General features: G+C 53.1%; 14 protein-coding genes. 3 read left to right on the top strand and 11 right to left on the bottom strand.

Annotated features, from left to right (window positions below; genetic code table 11):
* Positions 1-29 precede the first annotated feature (29 nt).
* From AC4BAN_RS15570 to AC4BAN_RS15520, 11 genes are all read right to left on the bottom strand, one after another.
* Positions 30-1,316, bottom strand: coding sequence for a sugar MFS transporter (locus AC4BAN_RS15570; protein ID WP_490565337.1), 1,287 nt, complete (start codon positions 1,314-1,316; stop codon positions 30-32).
* A gap of 114 nt (positions 1,317-1,430) precedes the next feature.
* Positions 1,431-3,773, bottom strand: a complete 2,343-nt coding sequence (locus AC4BAN_RS15565) for a glycoside hydrolase family 20 protein (RefSeq protein ID WP_490565336.1) — start codon at positions 3,771-3,773, stop codon at positions 1,431-1,433.
* Between the two features lie 241 nt (positions 3,774-4,014).
* Complete coding sequence (gene nagB / locus AC4BAN_RS15560; protein WP_490565335.1) at positions 4,015-5,934, bottom strand: glucosamine-6-phosphate deaminase; 1,920 nt, start codon at positions 5,932-5,934, stop codon at positions 4,015-4,017.
* Positions 5,935-6,014: 80 nt separating this feature from the next.
* The gene (locus AC4BAN_RS15555) at positions 6,015-7,202 is read right to left on the bottom strand and encodes a C40 family peptidase (RefSeq protein WP_490565334.1); all 1,188 of its coding nucleotides are present in this window, start codon (positions 7,200-7,202) and stop codon (positions 6,015-6,017) included.
* Positions 7,199-8,314, bottom strand: coding sequence for an aminotransferase class I/II-fold pyridoxal phosphate-dependent enzyme (locus AC4BAN_RS15550; RefSeq protein ID WP_490565333.1), 1,116 nt, complete (start codon positions 8,312-8,314; stop codon positions 7,199-7,201). The genes AC4BAN_RS15555 and AC4BAN_RS15550 overlap by 4 nt, the downstream gene beginning before the upstream one ends.
* Positions 8,315-8,316: 2 nt before the next feature.
* On the bottom strand, positions 8,317-9,330 hold the full coding sequence (locus tag AC4BAN_RS15545; protein ID WP_490565392.1) for a dipeptide epimerase: 1,014 nt from the start codon (positions 9,328-9,330) through the stop codon (positions 8,317-8,319).
* A 26-nt stretch (positions 9,331-9,356) separates the two neighbouring features.
* On the bottom strand, positions 9,357-10,724 hold the full coding sequence (locus AC4BAN_RS15540; RefSeq protein WP_490565332.1) for a D-alanyl-D-alanine carboxypeptidase: 1,368 nt from the start codon (positions 10,722-10,724) through the stop codon (positions 9,357-9,359).
* Between the two features lie 25 nt (positions 10,725-10,749).
* Complete coding sequence (locus AC4BAN_RS15535; protein WP_490565331.1) at positions 10,750-11,691, bottom strand: N-acetylmuramoyl-L-alanine amidase; 942 nt, start codon at positions 11,689-11,691, stop codon at positions 10,750-10,752.
* A gap of 134 nt (positions 11,692-11,825) precedes the next feature.
* Positions 11,826-13,346 (bottom strand): sodium:solute symporter, encoded by a 1,521-nt coding sequence (locus AC4BAN_RS15530; protein ID WP_490565330.1) that lies wholly within the window; start codon positions 13,344-13,346, stop codon positions 11,826-11,828.
* 119 nt (positions 13,347-13,465) lie between these two features.
* On the bottom strand, positions 13,466-14,383 hold the full coding sequence (locus tag AC4BAN_RS15525) for a lytic transglycosylase domain-containing protein (protein WP_490565329.1): 918 nt from the start codon (positions 14,381-14,383) through the stop codon (positions 13,466-13,468).
* Positions 14,384-14,538: 155 nt separating this feature from the next.
* Positions 14,539-15,027: a peroxiredoxin gene (locus AC4BAN_RS15520; RefSeq protein ID WP_490565328.1), complete on the bottom strand. Its 489-nt coding sequence runs from the start codon at positions 15,025-15,027 to the stop codon at positions 14,539-14,541.
* A 232-nt stretch (positions 15,028-15,259) separates the two neighbouring features.
* Here AC4BAN_RS15520 and AC4BAN_RS15515 point away from each other — a divergent pair, with 232 nt between their 5' ends.
* From AC4BAN_RS15515 to AC4BAN_RS15505, 3 genes are all read left to right on the top strand, one after another.
* Complete coding sequence (locus AC4BAN_RS15515) at positions 15,260-15,952, top strand: glycosyltransferase family 2 protein (protein ID WP_490565327.1); 693 nt, start codon at positions 15,260-15,262, stop codon at positions 15,950-15,952.
* Positions 15,953-15,966: 14 nt separating this feature from the next.
* Positions 15,967-17,310, top strand: coding sequence for an MptA/MptB family glycosyltransferase (locus AC4BAN_RS15510; RefSeq protein ID WP_490565326.1), 1,344 nt, complete (start codon positions 15,967-15,969; stop codon positions 17,308-17,310).
* A 350-nt stretch (positions 17,311-17,660) separates the two neighbouring features.
* On the top strand, positions 17,661-18,710 hold the full coding sequence (locus AC4BAN_RS15505) for a hypothetical protein (protein ID WP_490565325.1): 1,050 nt from the start codon (positions 17,661-17,663) through the stop codon (positions 18,708-18,710).
* The last annotated feature ends 39 nt before the right edge of the window (positions 18,711-18,749 follow it).

Here is an 18,749-nt window from a genome sequence, read left to right as displayed (position 1 = left end):
ATTACTCGGCAAGTTCGCGATGCTGCCTTTTACGTGCGCACCTTATGGCCGGCCATGGCATAGTATAAAATAAAGAGGTAGCAGGGCACCATAAGCCAATACGCCTGCTGGGCACTAAAGGCATCCGTGAGGGCACCGTAGGCCAGCGGCAGCAACGCGCCCCCGGCAATGCCCATGATCAGTAACGAGGACCCGATCTTGGTAAAGCGCCCTAAGTCAGCAATGGCCAGTGGCCAGATGGCCGGCCACATCAGGGCATTGGCCAGGCCCAGCAAGGCAATGAACAGCACAGAGGTATACCCGCTGGTAAGTATGGCGGCAATGGCAAACAGCACACCCAATACCGCCGACACCTGCAGGGCTTTGTCCTGTTTGATGTATGTGGGTATGGCCACAATGCCGATCAGGTAGCCCACCAGCATTGCGCCTAAGGTAAACGAGAAAAAGAACTTAGCCTCCTCCAAAGTAAAGCCCTGCGCCACCCCATAGCTGATAATGGTATCGACTGACATCACTTCTACGCCAACATACAGAAACAAGGCCAGCACGCCCAGCAACAGGTGCGGAAACTGGGTGATCGATTTTTTACGGCTGTTAGCCGCCGCCACTGTTTCGTTTTCCTGATCTGTGTCAACCTCGGGTAAGGAGGATAGCAGCACCAGCACCGCGAGTATGATTAAGGCTACTGCCACCACAATATAAGGTGTGATCACGCGATGGGCAAGGGCATCCAGTTGCAAGGCCTGCTCCTGAAGGCTCATGGAGTCCAGTTTTTTGAGCAGCTCATCGGTATCCAGGAACACGATCGCGCCCAATGCGATGGGGGCCAGTATTCCACCCACCTTGTTACAGATACCCATGATACTGATGCGCTTGGCAGCGCTTTCTGAGGGCCCCAGGATGGTGATATAGGGATTAGAGGCTGTTTGCAGCAATGCCAGGCCGGTGCCCTGCACAAACAAGCCGATCAGGAAAATGCTGTACGTGCGCGTTAAGGCAGCAGGGATAAATATGAGTGCCCCTATAGCCATGATAGCCAGTCCGGCCGCCATCCCTTTCTTGAACCCTGTCGCCTTGAGCACCCACGACGACGGAATTGCCATCACCAGGTAGGAAATATAAAAGGCAAAAGCCACCAGGTACGACTCGAAATTAGTCAGCTGGCAGGCAATTTTCAGGTAAGGGATCAGGACGGAGTTTAACCAGGTGACGGAGCCGAAGATAAAGAACAAGGCGCCTATGATCAGGATGGGCCGCAGGTAAGAACCGCCGGTCTTCTGTGGCGTGTCTGTTCCGGTGGAAGCTACTTTTGTCATGCTGCAATTAAATTAAGATGGATGCTGCCTTGCTTAACCCATTCGTGCCTTCAGGTGGTGTTTCCGGTGCGCAACAGCGGTACAATATAAATTTAATCTTCTATACTTCCTGCTTTACTCGATGATTATTTCATCCACCATCAGCCAGGTTTTCTGCCCGGCAGAGGGATATTTTTCCGGACTGGGGCCGATGTTTTTGGCAATCACCCGTACATACCTTGCTTTAACGGGGGCAAAAGTGGCGGCAACCGGGTGCCTGACTATGCCCTCCGAACCAGCCGGGTTTGCATCCCCGATCATTTTAACGGTTGTAAAGTTCCTGCCATCCTCCGACACCGCGTAGGCCACCACGTTTGGCAGGAAAATTCGGTACCCGATGTGTTGCAGAAAAGAAGTGCTGAGCTTTGAGATCGTTTTCACCTGGCCCAGGTCTATTACGGCTTCCATATCCTTGCCATAAAAGCAGGACCACTGCCCGTCAGTCTGGTCCGTGGACCCTGTCTGGCCATCCACCAGTTTTTCTTTTGGGACATAGCTGCCGTGCGCAGGCGTACCAAGCGTAACAGGTCGTGCAAGGCCCTGGTGTGCGGTAAAGGTTTTAGAACTCACTTTGCCTGCCCGCCGGCCATCGGTAAAGGAGGCCGCCCTGATGGTGGCGGTTTTGCGAAGCGTAAAGGGTTTGGTATACAAAAGGGATGAAGTGGTGGGTTCGCTCCCATCCAGGGTATAGTATAACTTTACAGCAGCAGCATCTGTGGCAAAACGCACTTCCAACCTATCGCCGGGGCTGCTCAACTGCAGTTGCTGGCGCACATCGAACGCGCTTCTGGCATAGTTTATACCCAACGCATCGTAGCGTTTATACTGCTGTTGCATGCGGCTCTTAAAGCTTTCCCAGTCTTTTTTGCTGGCCGGGGTCCAGAGCACTTCTGCCAGTGCCGCCATACGGGGCATCACCATGTACTCCAGGTGCTTTTCGGTTGGGATATACTCGGTCCATACATTGGCCTGGGCACCCAGAATATACTTTTGCTCCTCTTTGGAAAGCTCTGCCGGGGTGGGGTTAAATGCATATACATTGGAAAGCGGACTGTAACCGTGTATAGCCGTGGGCTCCAATTCGCGTGCGCCCTGGTAATGGTCAAAATACAGGTGCGTGCCTGGCGCCATCACCACATAGTGCCGGGCTTTGGCCGCCGCAATGCCCCCTTTGGTACCGCGCCACGACATCACATAGGCGTTCGGCGCCAGTCCGCCCTCCAGTATCTCATCCCAGCCGATAATGGTTCTGCCCCTGGCGTTCACAAACTTTTCCATGCGCTGCACAAAGTAGCTTTGTAATTCATGTTCGTCTTTCAACCCTTCCGCCCTCATGCGCGCCTGGCACTTGGGGCACGCTTCCCAGCGCGTCTTCGGCGATTCATCACCCCCAATGTGGATGACCTTGCTCGGAAAAAGGGCCATTACCTCTGTCAGCACATCCTCCAGAAAAGTAAAGGTTTGCTCGTTTCCGGCACAGAATATATCCGAGAAAATACCCCACTTAGCAGCCACATGAAAGGGGCCGCCTGTGCAGGAAAGCTCCGGATAAGCCGCCAGTGCAGCCAGCGCATGACCCGGCATCTCGATTTCCGGCACCACGGTAATATAGCGCTCCTGGGCATACTTCACCACTTCCCGTATCTGGTCCTGTGTATAAAATCCACCGTGGCGTTCCTGCTTATACGTTTGGGGCAGGTCCCAGTAATGCCCGATCAGGGTGCTGTCGCGCCAGGCTCCAACGCTAGTCAGTTTCGGGTACTTCTTTATTTCGATACGCCAGCCCTGGTCGTCGGTCAGGTGCCAATGGAAGGTGTTCATCTTGTGCATGGCCAGGTAGTCGATGTACTGCTTCACGAATGCTACCGGGTAGAAATGGCGGGTCACGTCAAGGTGCATCCCCCTCCACCCATAGCGGGGCTTGTCTACTACCTCGAGGACCGGAATGGCAACGGTTGCTTCTGTTTTGCTGACAGGCAGCAACTGCCGGATCGTTTGTGTGCCCCAGAAAAGACCCGATGGCTGATTGGCAGCCAATGTGATACAGGCGGGGCTCACACGCAGGGTATAGCCTTCTGAGCCCAGCGTATCGGGGGCATGCTGGAGCGTGAGGTGAATCAGGTTGCTCGCGTTGCTCTTGGGCTCCTGCTGCACAATTTCAGGCAAGGTGCCTGTTACAAGCTGTATCTGGTGCGCCAGGCTCTGCCCGATCCGATTTAGCTCCTCGTTTTTAGCATCCACATAAATTTTTGTGTCCGCATTTAAAGTAAAGCTGCCCTTTTGGGAAATGAGCTGCGCCGGTTGTGGGATAAGCGAAATACCTGACTCGTTACCAGCCGGTTGTGCCAGTGCAGGAACTGCTGCGCACATGGCAGCCAGACAAAAGAAAAGGGTGATGATGCTGCAAGTGCTCTTCATGCTGGGTGTAAGGGTGAATAGAGGTATGTTCAAGTTGCTCTGTTAACGAAAGTAAGTAAGATAATAACGCATATTATACTTTACATAATAATCAAACTAAATGCATTTTTACACTTGCTGCCATGCCTTATCCCCTTTACCGCTGCGGGCAAGCCGGTGATAAGATCATGAGCAATATAACGCTGTACAGAAACGGGTTACAACGCGTGCCAGGGCAGCCATAAAGCTGAGCACCCAGATCTTAAAACTTCCACCGCACAAAGGCCTCCATGGCCTCATATTCTGCCAGGCCAAGCGCATCGTAATGCTGGGCTGTTTCACGGGTTCTCTCCTCGGCCCTGATCCAGAACTCCCGAGCATCATCGCCGGGGAAAACCGGCCTGTCCTTCTGCGACTGGTGCTTAAAGATAGCATGCCGCTTCCGCATCACCTCCTGGGGTGAGAGCGGCACGGCCATCTCGATCTCGTGCGTCTCAAACTCGTGCCAGGCGCCGCGGTACATCCAAAGCCAGCAGTCCTTGGCCCAGTCTTCCGTTTCCTGAAGCCTGCGCAGGGCCTCCTCCACTATTCTGAAGCAAACAATATGCGTGCCATGCGGGTCGGCGAAGTCGCCGGCGGCAAACACCTGCTGCGGCTTAACCTGGCGCAACAAGTCCATGGTAAGCTGCACATCGGTGTCGGTCACCGGCTTTTTAACCGTTTTGCCTGTCTCATAGAAAGGGAGTGCCATAAAATGGATGTGGTCATCGGACAAGCCGGCATAACGGGCACCGGCAAAAGCCTCACTTTTCCGGATGAAGGCCTTCACATCGCGTATCTCCTTTGTGTCTACCTGGTTGGGTTGTTTCTGCTCGATAAAGTCGCGCATATCGGAGTAGATTGCTTCCAGTTTCGCACTGTCCTCCCCGATACTCTGGTTAAAGTCAATGGCAAACTCCATGTAGCGCAGCACATCATCGTCCCAAACGGCTGTGTTGCCTGAGGTCTGGTAAGCTACATGCACCGCGTGCCCCTGGTCTACGAGGCGGATAAACGTGCCCCCCATCGAGATCACGTCATCGTCGGGGTGGGGCGAGAAGATCACGACGCGCTTCTGCGCCGGTTCCGCGCGCTCCGGACGGCGCGAATCATCGGCTCCGGGCTTGCCACCCGGCCAACCGGTAATGGTGCGCTGTAGCTTGTTAAAGATAGCAATGTTAATGTTGTAGGCTGGCCCTTTCTCTGTGGCCAGCTGTGCCATGCCATTGTTATTATAATCCTCCTCGGTCAGTTTCAGGATGGGCTTCTGCACTGTTTTGGAAAGCCAGATCACCGCTTTTTTGATCAGGGTATCCTCCCAAACGCAGTCTTTTACCAGCCAGGGGGTGTTAAAACGGGTCAGCTCGCAGGCAGCGTCCCTGTCCAGCACAAACTCAACGTTGTCGGAAAGCTGCAGGTAGCTGGCCGGCACATCGCTGGACATCTCCCCTTCCACTGCTTTTCTGATAATGGGTGCTTTTTTACCGCTCCAGGCCATCAGAATGATTTCACGGGCCTTGAAGATGGTGCCGATCCCCATGGTGATGGCTTTGCGCGGAACGTTCTCCTTGCCGCCAAAGTCGCGGGAGGCATCACGGCGGGTCAGGTCATCGAGGGTTACCAAGCGGGTACCCGAGTTTGGCGCAGAGCCCGGTTCGTTAAAACCGATGTGGCCTGTTCGACCAATACCCAGCAGCTGCAGATCCAGGCCTCCCAGCGCCTCGATCCTACGTTCGTACTCCAGGCAATACGCGTGAATTTCCTCTAAGGGCAGCGTGCCGTCCGGAATGTGCACGTTCTCCCGCTTGATGTCGACGTGGTCGAAGAGGTGCTCGTGCATAAACGTGACGTAGCTCTGAGCCGCCGTTGGCTGCATCGGGTAATACTCATCCAGGTTAAAGGTGATCACATTCCGGAAGCTGAGCCCCTCCTCGCGGTGCAGGCGCACCAGCTCGGCATACACCCTCACAGGCGTAGCGCCGGTGGCCAGACCAAGCACAGCCGTCTCTTTCAGCTGCTGCTTGCTCCTGATCAGGTTGGCGATGCGCTGCGCCACGTTAAGGGAGGCAACTTGCTGATCAGGATAAATGGTGACAGGAAGCTTCTCAAAACGCGTTTCTTCCAGAAGGTTTAATCGTGCCATGTGCGTGTATCAGCGTATGTTCCGAAGTATATAGGTCAGGTTAGGTATAATCTACTGGCATGCTTTTACCAGTTCAGGCGCTATTCCGTTTCATATAGGGCAGCCTCTCGCAGGTTCAGCAGTGTGGTGTCTGGTGTGATGCGCTTGGCCCTCAGAAAACGGTCCAGCTCATAGGCATCGTGGTTGGGGGCTTTCGGGTTCATGCTGTTGATGCGCACTTTTCCGGCGGAATGAATGAACTCCTGGTCACCGCCGATCCACATGCCCACATGCACTACCCGCTCCGGCTTTCCGTCCTGGGCAGGTGTTCCGAAAAACAGCAGATCGCCGGGTTTCATGTTCGCCCAGCCCTTCGAGGTGTCCACCAGCTCCCCGACGTGCACCTGCTGGGAGGCGTCGCGTGGCAGCACCAGGCCATTCATGAAGTAGATCGTTTTGGTAAAGCCACTGCAGTCTACGCCTTTCACAGAGGTTCCGCCCCAGAGGTAGGGCAAGCCCAGCAAGCCTTTGCCGGCCTGCACCAGGTTATCGCCGGTCGGTTGCCGGCTGGCAGCCCATACGCGGTAATCTGTCGCTTCGTTTGCGGCGATGTAGGCGCTGCGCCCATCCGGAAAGGCAACTTTGTAAAAGCCTTTCTCCTGCCCCTGCAGCAGCAGTACATCCCCGTAAACCAGATCAGAAACAGTGCTGCCTGCGGCGTCGGGGGCAGCGTAAGCAAAGCCGAAAGGATTCGTGTACAGCAGCTTTTCTCCTTTTTGCCAGGCGGAAAAATCGCTGTCCTGCATCAGCGTGATGCCTCCGTAATCAACCCAGGCCAGGTACTTATCCGGTGTTTGCACCAGGTACCAGCCCTCCTGTTTTTTCCATACTTTAACGGTTGTGCCCATGGTGGCCTGTGTGGCAAGTTCAGCCGAATGCTTTGGCTCTGAGCGTATGTTAGCCACCGAAACACTCACCACCGCATGGTGCTGCCCGTTCAGTTCAGCCTCCGGCAGCACGAGGATGCTATCCACAAAGGGAATGCCGGCGTCCTGTAAATCCGCCAGCAGCGCAGCTTTGGCTTCCGGCAGATTGGTCTCGCCACGCAGCACCTGATGAACAGGCTCCACGTTGAACAGGGCCACGCGTTTGTCAGGAGCGTATTGCTGGCGTGTTTGATCGATGTGCGTTTGCAGCAAGGCCGTGTCTGATGCTGGCGTAGTGCTTGTCTTGCCTGAAACGCAGGACATCATACTTACCAACAGCAGCACAAACAGGGAATTCTTCATCTTTTATCTGTAAAAGGAAAAGTCTGGTCTCTACTAGATACAACTTTACGCCGGTGAATAAGGTTCGCCAGGCGTTGCAGGTCAGCGGGTAAATGCAGGCTGTTCAGCACGATGCGGGTAATAGGTGCATCGGCCGGGGTGGGGTACCGGAAGCTGGAGAGCATCACCTTGTGCTTGAGCAGATAGGGACACAAGCCCTGGTCCGGGGAATGGAACACGGGATACTGCTCAAAACTTTGGAATGGTGCCGGTTGCTGCAGCTGCTGCTTAAAATCAGCAATGTTGGCAAGTAACCGCTCCCGGGCCCGGGCATACACTACTTTGCTTTGCAGCAGCGCATACAGGTAGGCGGGCACTGCCGGGGAGGCGCCGCCAAAGTATGGGCTTCGCCTTAACTGTGCAATGGTGTGCCCGTCAGAAAGTATGATGCCTGCCGGAATGCCCAGCGCTTTTCCAAGGGAGCCCAGCACGATCAGGCGCAGAGAAGCCGGAGCGAGCGCTTTTACCTGCCTGAAACAACCAGCCCCCTCCTCCCCCGTCACGCCAAATCCATGCGAATCATCGATAATGAGCGTGATCCCTTTGTCCTGGGGCAGGGCAGCAACCCAGTTGAAGGAGTAGTTGCGGGCCTGCAGCGGATCGAGCGAATTACATACGATTGTGACATGCTGTGCGGATAAAGTGCCCAGGTGCTGCAGCAGCTGACCCACCCACGCATCATAGTCCTGCTTTGCATCCGGGGCATCTGCAACGCTTCGCCATAAGGCAGGGTGCGCACCGGGGGCATACACAAAAGGGCCGGTATCATGCAGCGCCTGCACCACAATCTGACCCGCCAAATACCCGGACGACATGGTGAGCGCAGCCTCTGCCCCGGCCCAACCTGCCAAATACGCTTCTGCCTCGGCGTATATTTGCAGGCGCAGGTTAGAATGGCGTGAACTGGAATAGTTGGTGCCGTACCTCGCCATGCCCTCGATCAGGTTGGCCCTGAACTGTGGGTTATGCGGAATGCCTAAATAAGAGGTGCCACTGAAGTACAGGTACTCTTCCCCCTTCAGGTGGAGTGTACGCCCGGGCAGTTGGTCCGTATAGAGCAGGTCTGGCTTCAAGCTCAGGCAATCAGTGTGGCTCCTGTCCCGTTTACCGGGCTGAATTGAACCTTTCCGTAATCGATGGTGACACCGGTGGCAATGTCCTCACGCAGTAAGAGCGCCCCGTCCATGTCCACGTAATCCAGCAGGGGCAACAGTTGTGCAATGGCCGAAATACCGATGCTCGACTCCGTCATGCAGCCCACCATTACCTTCATACCCAGGCTTTTGGCCTCCGCCAGCATACGGCGCGCCGGGGTTAATCCGCCGCATTTCACGAGCTTTACATTTACCCCATGGAAGTGCCCGTGGCACTTGGCTACATCTGCCTCCGTAATGCAGCTTTCATCGGCTATCAGGGGCAACTCTGAGTTTTTGTATACTTCCCTCATGCCCTTGAGGTCGTCGGCGTGCATGGGTTGCTCTATAAACTCCACCCCCAGCGGCTTAAGCTGCCGCGCGTTTTCAATGGTTTCCGCCACGCCCCAGGCGCAGTTGGCATCTACCCTGAAAACGGCATCCGTGTGCTTGCGCAGCTCCCGCACGATGGCCACATCATCCGGTGTGCCGAGCTTTATCTTATAGAGCGGCCAGGGGGTTTCCTGCAGTTTTTTCACCATGTTCTCCAGCGTGTCGATGCCAATGGTATAATCGGTGAGTGGCATGTGCTCCGCCTCCAGGCCCCACATTTTATAGAGTGGCTGCCCGTTCATTTTACCGTACAGGTCGTTAGCGGCCAGGTCGAGGGCGCACAAGGCGAAGGGGTTGTCGGCAAGCAAAGGTTGCATCCTGGCCCAGAATGCCGCCGGATCAGTCAGTACTTCCGCTTCGATCCGTTCCCGTACCTGCTCCAGGGCCTGGGTCATACTTTCTATGGTGAAGCCATAGTAGGGGTTGCTGGTTGCCTCGCCGTAGCCTTTGTGCTGCCCGTGCTGGAGCTCCACAACCAACGTGGGCTGCACATCCCGTGAATCGTAAGAGATGGTGAAGGTATGTTTCAGGGGCAGATCGAATGAACGGATGGTCAGTTTCAACATAGTGGTTCGGATAAAACGTTTGCTCAGTATTTCTCGTGTACTTCTGTCATGATGCGCTCCATATCCTTACGAATATCAGCGGATGATGCACTAAAGTTATTGTTTAGAAAGCTGTACAGCAGCATTTTGCCGCTTTTGGTAAAAATATAGCCGCTCTGGTTGTGCACATGCGACAGGGTGCCGGACTTGCCGAACACAAAGGGCACCTCGGCTCTGTAGATGTTCCGGAATGTGCCGGGTCTGCCGCCGGCGGCCAGCAAGGGGAACAGCTTCTCACGGGGTCTTTCCTGCTGCAGCTTCAGCAGCAAGGCGATGATGGTTCGGGGTGTGAACATGTTTTTAGTTGACAAGCCGGAGCCGTCTACCCAAACCGGGGCGTCAGGCAGAGCGTTTAACTGCTGGCTTAGCACATGCCTGATGGCGCGCTCCACAGCCAGCGTGTCTGAAAGCATGCCGGAGCTCAGCACCATCAGCTGCTCTGCCAGCAGGTTGTCACTCACCTGCAACATGCGCTTAAAAACCGTATCAGCCGGAAGTCCATAAAGTACCGTCGCGTCTTTTGGCAGCGGCCGCTTCACCAGCTTCACAGGCCGATTGAGTGTGTCGGCCAGCAACTGCGCCGTTAACTCGGGTGAGGTGATAAATGGCACTTCCACCGAAAAATCTCCCTTCGCATACTTGGGGTAGTAGGTGAATTTGTTTTCCCGCCACGCACGCACGAATGCCTCCTGCTGTGGGTGAGCGGCTGTGTCTGTTTGCACGAATTGCCTGAAGTAGGCAGGCGTTATACTTATAGCTGAATCAACCCTGCCCACGAATTTCACGATATTCCCATGGATAGGGAAAATGCTCCGTTCCGGCTGGTAATAATAATTGTAATCATCCCAGCCCCAGTTCACGGCAAAGGGAGTGCTGACCAATGGCGCATCGAGGTAGTATAGTTTTTCAGGCCGGTTTTTCAGGAAGTCGTAGGCAATCGTGTTCTGCAGGTCCATGTGCGTGAAGGTTGGGTCGCCGGTGCCCCAGAAAAGCAGGGAGTCGCCGCGCACGGCATACTTCAGGGCCGGTATCGAATCGGGCAGCATGCTTTGGCTGGCATAAAAAGAGAACAGCTTGGTGTTGGAGGCCGGCACAAAGTACTTGTCGGCGTTGTGCGCCACCACCATTTGCCCCAACGCCGGATCGTAGAGCGCAAAGCCCACAAAACCCTGGCGCAAGCGCTCTACCTCCAGCACCTGCTGCCTGATCACCTCCGGACCATAATCCACTACCGCGCCAGGCTTGCTTTTGTGAGGCGTGCGGGCCGTGCCACAAGCCGATAGAATTAGCAGCGCAAGCATTGTGTACAGGCTTAAACGAAGTGCAGGGAACAGGATACGGCTATGGGTCATGGGGCTGGATCAGTGTGTGCGTTGGCTATGGTTTTTCCCCATACAGATACTTCTTGTAAAGGTTGTACAGGATGCGTTTATCGTTCTCAGTTAAAGTAGCGTCGACCTCTTTTTGTATGAAATGCCGTTTAAACGCCGTTATGGCGGCGGCCAGGTTGCGGGTGTCATACCCGATGATGCGCAGCGCCGCCTCCGGGTCGAAAGACGCTGGAACGGGATGCCGCGGCACCTGCACAAAGGAGATCACGCTGTCCTGCACCCCATTTTTCAAAATCGTGGAATCAGACAAAGGACTGGTTTTAGCCACCAGCACACTGTCCAGCGCATCCGCATCGTACCATAGGCCATAGCCTCTCTCCGCCAACCTCTTCCAGGGGAACGCAGCGTTCGGATCGTCTTTGCGGGTGGGGGCTATGTCGGAGTGGCCTATAAAATTGGCCGCGGGAATGCTATACTTCCCTTTCAGCAGCGCCAGCACTTCCAGCAAACTGCTTACCTGGGCATCGGTAAAAGGCACTTCCCCGTTGTTATCCAGCTCTATGCCGATAGAGGATGAATTGATATCCGTGTCGTTTCCCCACTTGCCTACCCCGGCATGCCAGGCGCGCAGGTAGTCGTTGAGCATGTGGTAGACGTTGCCGTCGCGCCCGATCACATAATGAGCACTTACACTGGTGGCTGGCGTGGTGAAGGTCTTGAGGGTCTGGGTCAAAGAGTCCTGGGCGGTGTGGTGAATGATCACAAAATTCGGCTTGCGCATGTTGAAGTTGGTAGCCCCCACCCGGTATTGGCCCTGCGGGTAAGCCGCCCCGGCGCTTAGCCGGGGCCATTCTGAAAGCGTGCGAGCGTATGCCCTTGCCTGCTTTTTATACTGCCTGTTGCTCGCGGCATACGGGTTAACGGCGCATGCAGTAATTGCAAGACCTGCCAATGCTATACTGCCGTAACGGAACAAGGCGTTTTTCATGCAGTTTGTTTTTTCTGATAAACCCTGCCTGCTTCCAGCTGGTGCGGGCCAGCAAATTTACAGGCAAAAGGCACGATTAGAGAAGAAACGGCTTTTATGCCGGAAAAGGTTTGGTTAGCTTCTGGTCCCGCTTTTCAGATCGCCTGTTTCCATCTTATCTGCTCTGCCTCTTCCAGGGAGTCCATCATCATTCCTCCTCCGGGTTTGCTGGTTGCCAGCAGCAGCAGAAAAGTAATGGCGCCGTTCACCACGATCAGTTCAAAGCCCATGGCATACCCAAACCAGTCCACTGAGTTAGCATCCAGGACATAGGTGAGGAGCGGTGACACCACGCAGATGTAGGGCACCAGTTTATCGGCCACCGCACGCTTGTTGGCCATACCAAAGGCAAACAAGCCCAGCAGCGGACCATAGGTATAGCCTGCCGCCCTGAAGATGGCGTTGACCACAGAGTCGTTGTTGATCACCCGGAACACGAGAATGACCAGGAGCATCAGCACCGAAAATGCAATGTGCACGATGTGGCGGGTACGGATCAGCTTGAGATCGTCGTGGTTTTGTTTTTTGGTGAACCCCAGAAAATCCACGCAGAAGGAGGTGGTTAAGGCGGTGAGGGCCGAATCGGTGGTGGCAAAGGTGGCGGCCGTCAGGCCCAGCATGAAGATAACCCCCGGCAGCAGGGCCAGGTGGTTCAGCGCTATTTCAGGGAACAGGTGATCGGGGGTTCGGAGGGCGGACACATCAATGCCCTTGGCGTTGGCGTACATGTACAGCAAGGCGCCTACGCTGAGGAAGAAGATGTTGATGGCCACGAAAACAGCTGTAAAAGTGAGCATGTTTTTCTGGGCCTCACCTATGTTCTTGCAGCTCAGGTTCTTCTGCATCAGGTCCTGGTCCAGGCCCGTCATGGCGATGGTCACAAATATACCCCCGAAAAAGTATTTCAGAAAATGGTTTTTGCTCCCCATAAAATCATCCCAGAAAAATATTTTGGAGTAGGAGCTTTCCTTCACTGCCTCAAAGGTCTGCATCAGGTTCATATTCAGGCTGCGGGAGATAAACCAGATGGAAAGCAGCACAGAGGAAAGCAGGAAAACGGTTTGAAGGGTATCGGTGATCACGATCGTTTTAAGCCCTCCTTTGTGCGTGTACACCCAGATCAGCACCAGGCAAATAGCCACTGTAACCCCAAAGGGCACGTTCCAGGCATCGAAAATAAATTTCTGCAGCACAATGGCCACCAGGTACAGCCGGAAGGCCGAACCGATGGTACGGGAGATCAGGAAGATCATAGAGCCGGTTTTGTAGCTCCAGTAGCCAAACCTTTTCTCGAGGTAAGTATAGATCGAGATCAGGTTCATGCGGTAGTACAGGGGCAGCAACACGAATGCGATCAGTACAAAGCCAACCGCATTGCCCAGCACAAACTGGAAATAACTGAAGCTGCTGTTGCTCACGGCCCCGGGCACAGAAATGAAGGTGACACCTGACAAAGCCGTGCCGATCATGCCAAAAGCCACGAAGTACCATTTCGAGTTGCGGTTGGCGATAAAGAAACTGGAGTTATCCGAAGCGCCTCTCGAAGTATAGTAGGAGATGCCAATGAGAACGGCAAAATAGCCTATCAAAAAAGACAGGAGAACGAATGGAGACATAAGCAGTGGTTTAACACAGGTTACTGCGCGGAACTTCCGTTCGGCAGTTACTTTTAGGGTATGAAGATATTAAAAACTTCCGACTGCTCACTGCTTACCGTCATATTTTTGCCGATCATTTACCTGGGCAGGTCCAGCACAAACTCCTTCCCCTCCGGCACTGTCAGCCTGTAGCCTTTTATCCAGGGGTTGTAGAGGCGCAGGGTCTTGTAGTTAGTGCCTTGCTGCAGGGCAAAAGCGGGCAGGTCGGGAATGGTGGACGTGACGGTGAGAGGGCGCGTGGGCAGCGGGTTATAGCCCAGTTCCTCGCTCAGCTCAAAGCCATACTTGGCCGGGTTGCCCAGCACCTCTTTCAAGGCCAGGATCCGGAACATGTACCGGGCTGTCTCATCGTTCAGGTACAGGTCGTAATAGGAGCTTACCCCCTGCCGCTCCAGGGCCCGGTCTATGCCGCCCATGCCACGGTTGTACGAGGCGGCAGCGTTTGTCCAGGAGTCGAAGCGTTGGTGAGCAGTTTTAAGGTACTGGATGGCGGCCAGTGTGGCTTTCTGCACATGAAAGCGTTCGTCCACCTCCTCGTTTACCAGCAGGCCATAGCCCCGGGCCGTGTCAGGCATCAGCTGCCAGAAACCTGCAGCCCCGGCCGGCGAGGTAACCTGCCCGAACAGGCTTTCGGCCAGCGCCAGGTAAACAAAATCTCTGGGGATGTTGTGGGCGGCCAATACCTTTTCCATTTCGGGTACATAGCGCTGCATGCGTTTAAGACCCAACAGTGTAGTGGCGTGCAGGTAGGAGTTTACAAGCAGTTCGCGGTCCAGGCGCTCGGCCACATCGGGCACATCGAGGGGCACGGGCTCACCGGCGAAAGTCATGGAAGTGGGTAAGGCCGGAGGCACAAATACCCGCCTGTTTACATTCGCGCTGTTGTCGTTGCGAGTTAATGCGGAATCGTGGTGCACCTGCTGCTGGCTGCAAAGCTGCAGGGCCACTAGCAGTATCGCCGATATCCATATGTATTTCCAGATTTGCTGTGCCATGCTATGCTCCTCCTTTGTTTTTAGTGCTCTACCTAGAATAACAGTTCGTTCCTTAATTTATTCTTTAAGGTAAGGAAAAAAGGGGAAGTTTAAAAGAGCAGAAGCGGCAACCCTTCTGGGAGTTGCCGCTTCTGCTCTAGCTTTTTTCGGGCAATTTACACCTTTTGCCCGCGCTGCTCCGCCTCCAGCCCTTCCAGAACCTCCAGGGCAGTACTGACATGCTCCAGGGGCTTCGACATGGAGTTAAAGATGTAGCGCACCGTTCCTTGCCTATCAATAATATAAGTGACGCGACCCGGCAGTATACCCAGCTTTTTAGGCACCCCGTACAACTTGCGAATACTTTTGCCCTTATCGCTCAATAACACGAACGGCAAATGGTACACGCGCTCAAACCGCTTGTGCGAATCAATGCTATCAGAGCTGATGCCCACCACTTCGGCGCCGTGCTCTTTAAAAACCTCATACTGGTCCCTGAACTCGCATGCTTGCTTGGTGCAACCGGGGGTTCGATCCTTCGGGTAAAAGTACAAGACCACGTTTTTTTCCTTCAACAGGTCATACAGGCGAAAGAATCCTCCGTCTTGTCTTTCTAATTCAAAGTCAGGAGCTTTATCGCCTACCTTCACTGTGCTGTCTTTCATACTGATACTTTCTTTTACCTCTTTATAACCAACCCTGGCTTAAAAAGTTCTATTTGCTCCCTGCGGAAAGAAGGGCTACAAAGATAAGCCGAACTTTCTCATAAGGCCAGGGTTTACCAGAATTTACAGATACATGCTGGCATTTGCTTATTACTTTGCACCAGAGCAAAGAAAAAGCCAATCAATAGCAAAGGAACCAGAATTTAAAGATATTTGCGCCTTTCCATACTCTATGCCCATTCTCAACGTCATCATCCCGGCTTACAACGAAGAAAATTCCATTGCCAAAGTGATACAGGCGATTCCTGCCGGCCTGGCACAGGATGTGATCGTGGTGAACAACAACTCTACTGACCGCACCGCCGAAAACGCAGCCGCAACCGGTGCAACCGTTTTGCATGAACCTACCCCTGGCTACGGCAACGCCTGCCTGAAAGGAATTGCCTATGCCGCCGCAAAACCCATAGCCGCGCGCCCTGAGATCATCGTTTTCCTGGATGGGGATTTTTCGGATTACCCCGAAGAGTTGCCTCTACTGGTACAGCCCATTTTGCTGGGTGAGGCGGATATGGTTATCGGATCACGGGCTCTGGGCACCCGGGAAAAGGGTGCCATGCTGCCGCAGCAGCTGTTCGGGAACTGGCTGGCCACTACTTTGCTCAGGTGGTTCTATGGCGCGCGGTTCACAGACCTGGGTCCCTTCCGGGCCATCAGGCTGCAAACGCTGCTGGCCCTTGATATGCGCGACAGAACCTATGGCTGGACCGTGGAGATGCAGGCCAAGGCCGCCCGAAAAAAAATATCGTATACCGAGGTTCCGGTAAATTACCGCCGCCGCATTGGCACATCCAAAGTATCGGGCACAGTAAAAGGCACGGTGATGGCGGGCTATAAGATAATTTTTACCATCTTTAGGTACCTTTAACCTCAACCCCGAAAATGGCCGGTATGCCGCGAAGCCAGACTGCAGTTTATACTTTGCTGGGTTTATCAGCGGCTGCTTACCTGGCCCTGGCCTATGCCATTCCCCGCACACAGTTTACACAGCTGCTCCTCCTTTATGCGTTTGTTTTCGGGGCCTATGTATACATCATCAACCAAAAGGTAAACCTGTGGCTGGGCGTGGCGGCAGCCATACTTTTCCGCCTCCTGTTCCTGCTGGCCATTCCCGCATTATCTGACGATTATTTCCGGTTTATTTGGGATGGGCGTCTGCTGGTGGCCGGACTCAACCCCTACCTCCACCTGCCCGCCTTTTACCTGACTGCCAAGGCGCCCCAAATTACGGGTATCACGGAGACGCTTTACCAACAGTTGAATTCGCAGCAGTATTACAGTGTGTACCCTCCGGTGGCGCAGGCGGTGTTCTGGCTATCGGCCAAGCTTTCGCCCCACAGCATGGCAGGCAGCGTGTGGGTGATGCGGCTAGTTGTTGTGCTGGCAGAGGCGGGCAGCATACTGCTGTTATGGCGCCTGCTCCGCAAGATGGCCCTTTCTGAAAAAGCGGTGTTGCTTTACGCCCTGAACCCGCTTGTCATTATTGAGTTAACGGGTAACCTGCACTTTGAGGCCCTGATGATTTTCTTCCTGCTGCTCATGCTGCATCAGCTCTTCTATCAGCGCTACTTGGTGTCAGGCATTGCCCTTGGCCTGGCGGTAGGCACCAAGTTGTTGCCACTCATGTTTCTGCCTTTCCTGTTACGGAAACTCAGCATCCGGGAGTTTTTGGTATTTAGCACCGCTGCTTTCTGTACTGTGCTGGCCGTTTTCTATCCGCTGGTTTCGGTGGAGGTACTGCAGCATGTGTTTCAAAGCATCGACCTGTACTTTCAGCGATTCGAGTTTAACGCCTGCGTGTATTACCTGCTGCGCTGGCTTGGTTTCCGGTTAACAGGCTACAACCAGATCGCGGTTTTGGGCCCCGCGCTCTCCCTGCTTACACTCGGTATTATTTTGGCCTTGGCTACCGTTAAAAAACTGGGTTCGGTCAGGCGCCTGGCGGGCTACATGGCTGCGGCGCTTACTGTGTTTTTTCTGTTGGCCACCACCGTGCACCCCTGGTACATCTGCACCCTGGTCGCGCTCACGGCTGTGAGCCATTTCCGTTTCGCTGTGGTATGGTCGGGTTTGGTGATGCTTACCTATGCCACCTATCGCTCCAGCAGTTACCAGGAAGACCTTTCGCTGGTTACTCTGGAATACGCAGTAGTTTTGCTGTGGCTACTGGTTGAGTTGTATTTATACCGGCAGCGCAGGCGTGTATCAAATTTAGAGGGCCGGTAAGCTTAACGGCCGCTACATTAAACTTGCCGCTGGCCCTCATGTCCCCACACCTACAATCAGAACTTCATACTTTATATTAATAATTCAATATTATTTGTTTATATTCATTCACCTACCAATGCTATCCTTTTACTTATTTTTTATACTATTTTAATGTTCTGCATAATCTTTTTACCCTTTTAGTAGTAAATGATTATGAATAACATCCAATTTTCTACAGTGTTTCACCACTGTAGAGGTACAGTTCGCAAACGGGGTTTGCTGGAGCCGTATCTGTTTGTGTGAGTGCCCCTTGTTACTCGTGTAAACCTTGCTTAATAAAACATCTATCAAAAATTTATTGTACTCCTATGAAAGTAAAAATTATTTACTCAATGCTACTTTGTGTAGCAACATTTTTTATGCAGTCTTGTTCGCCTGACGCGGAGGATGCGATGCCTTTAGGCAGTGCACGATCTGCTAATTTAGTTGACCCATGTGCCGATTGTGAATATGAAAACTTGTATAAAACAGTAAGCAACAATAACGAAGTAGTAGGAACAGTTGCTATTTGTCAGACAACTACAGAATTAAAAATTACATTAACAGTTTCGGGTAGCAGAGACAAAGCTTGGTTTCAACAAACCGGCTACGGAATTTACACTGAAGAGCCTACTGCCATAACTCCTTCTCCAGAGTATCTAACTTCTAAAGATTCACGCCATGATGGAAAGTTACGATCATATACCTACACGATACCTTTATCAGATTTAGGTGAATCAGGAGATCCAGGAGATGTAATTTACATAGCAGTATATGCTGTAGTGCCCGGACCTGATGGCGCAGGTGGTATGATCTGGGCTGGAAACTTAACTCCTCCAACTCAAAATCCAAACTCCCGCTATTTCTCTTATACTATTAAAGAATGTACCACACCTCCGCCTCCCTCAGAAAACTGTTTCTTCACTCAGGGCTACTGGTTCGCAAAACCAGATGGCAGTCAGTGGCCAGGCTCATATGCAACTGATGGAATTGAATTCGGAGGCAATGAGTATACTTATGCTGATGCCCGAGCAATATTTTTTGGAAAGAATAATAAAACAGGTAAAACTATTGCTAAACAGGCTTTTTTACAAGGTTTAGCACTTAAACTGAGTATTGCAGGCGGTGCTGATGCAGAAGGTCTAAGTGGTTCGTGTGAAGGCGTAACTGCTGCACTACGTGACATTGAAGCTTATTTCTCTGCAATAAAGACTAATGGCACAAACCCGATAACAATAAAAGTGACACCGGATAATATCAATACCTCAGCGTTCAACAAAACTTCATCTGGAGGAGTTACCCTCCAACGTTTAAATCAAGCAGCAGGACAAATTTCTGATTGCTTAAATCAAAACCACTGCGATAAGCTTACGTTGTAATAATAAAAACAAATATTGCCTGGATACCTGATAAAATAT

It is taken from the genome of Pontibacter sp. GD13 (assembly GCF_058216355.1).
This window is presented reverse-complemented; position numbering and strand designations above follow the sequence as displayed.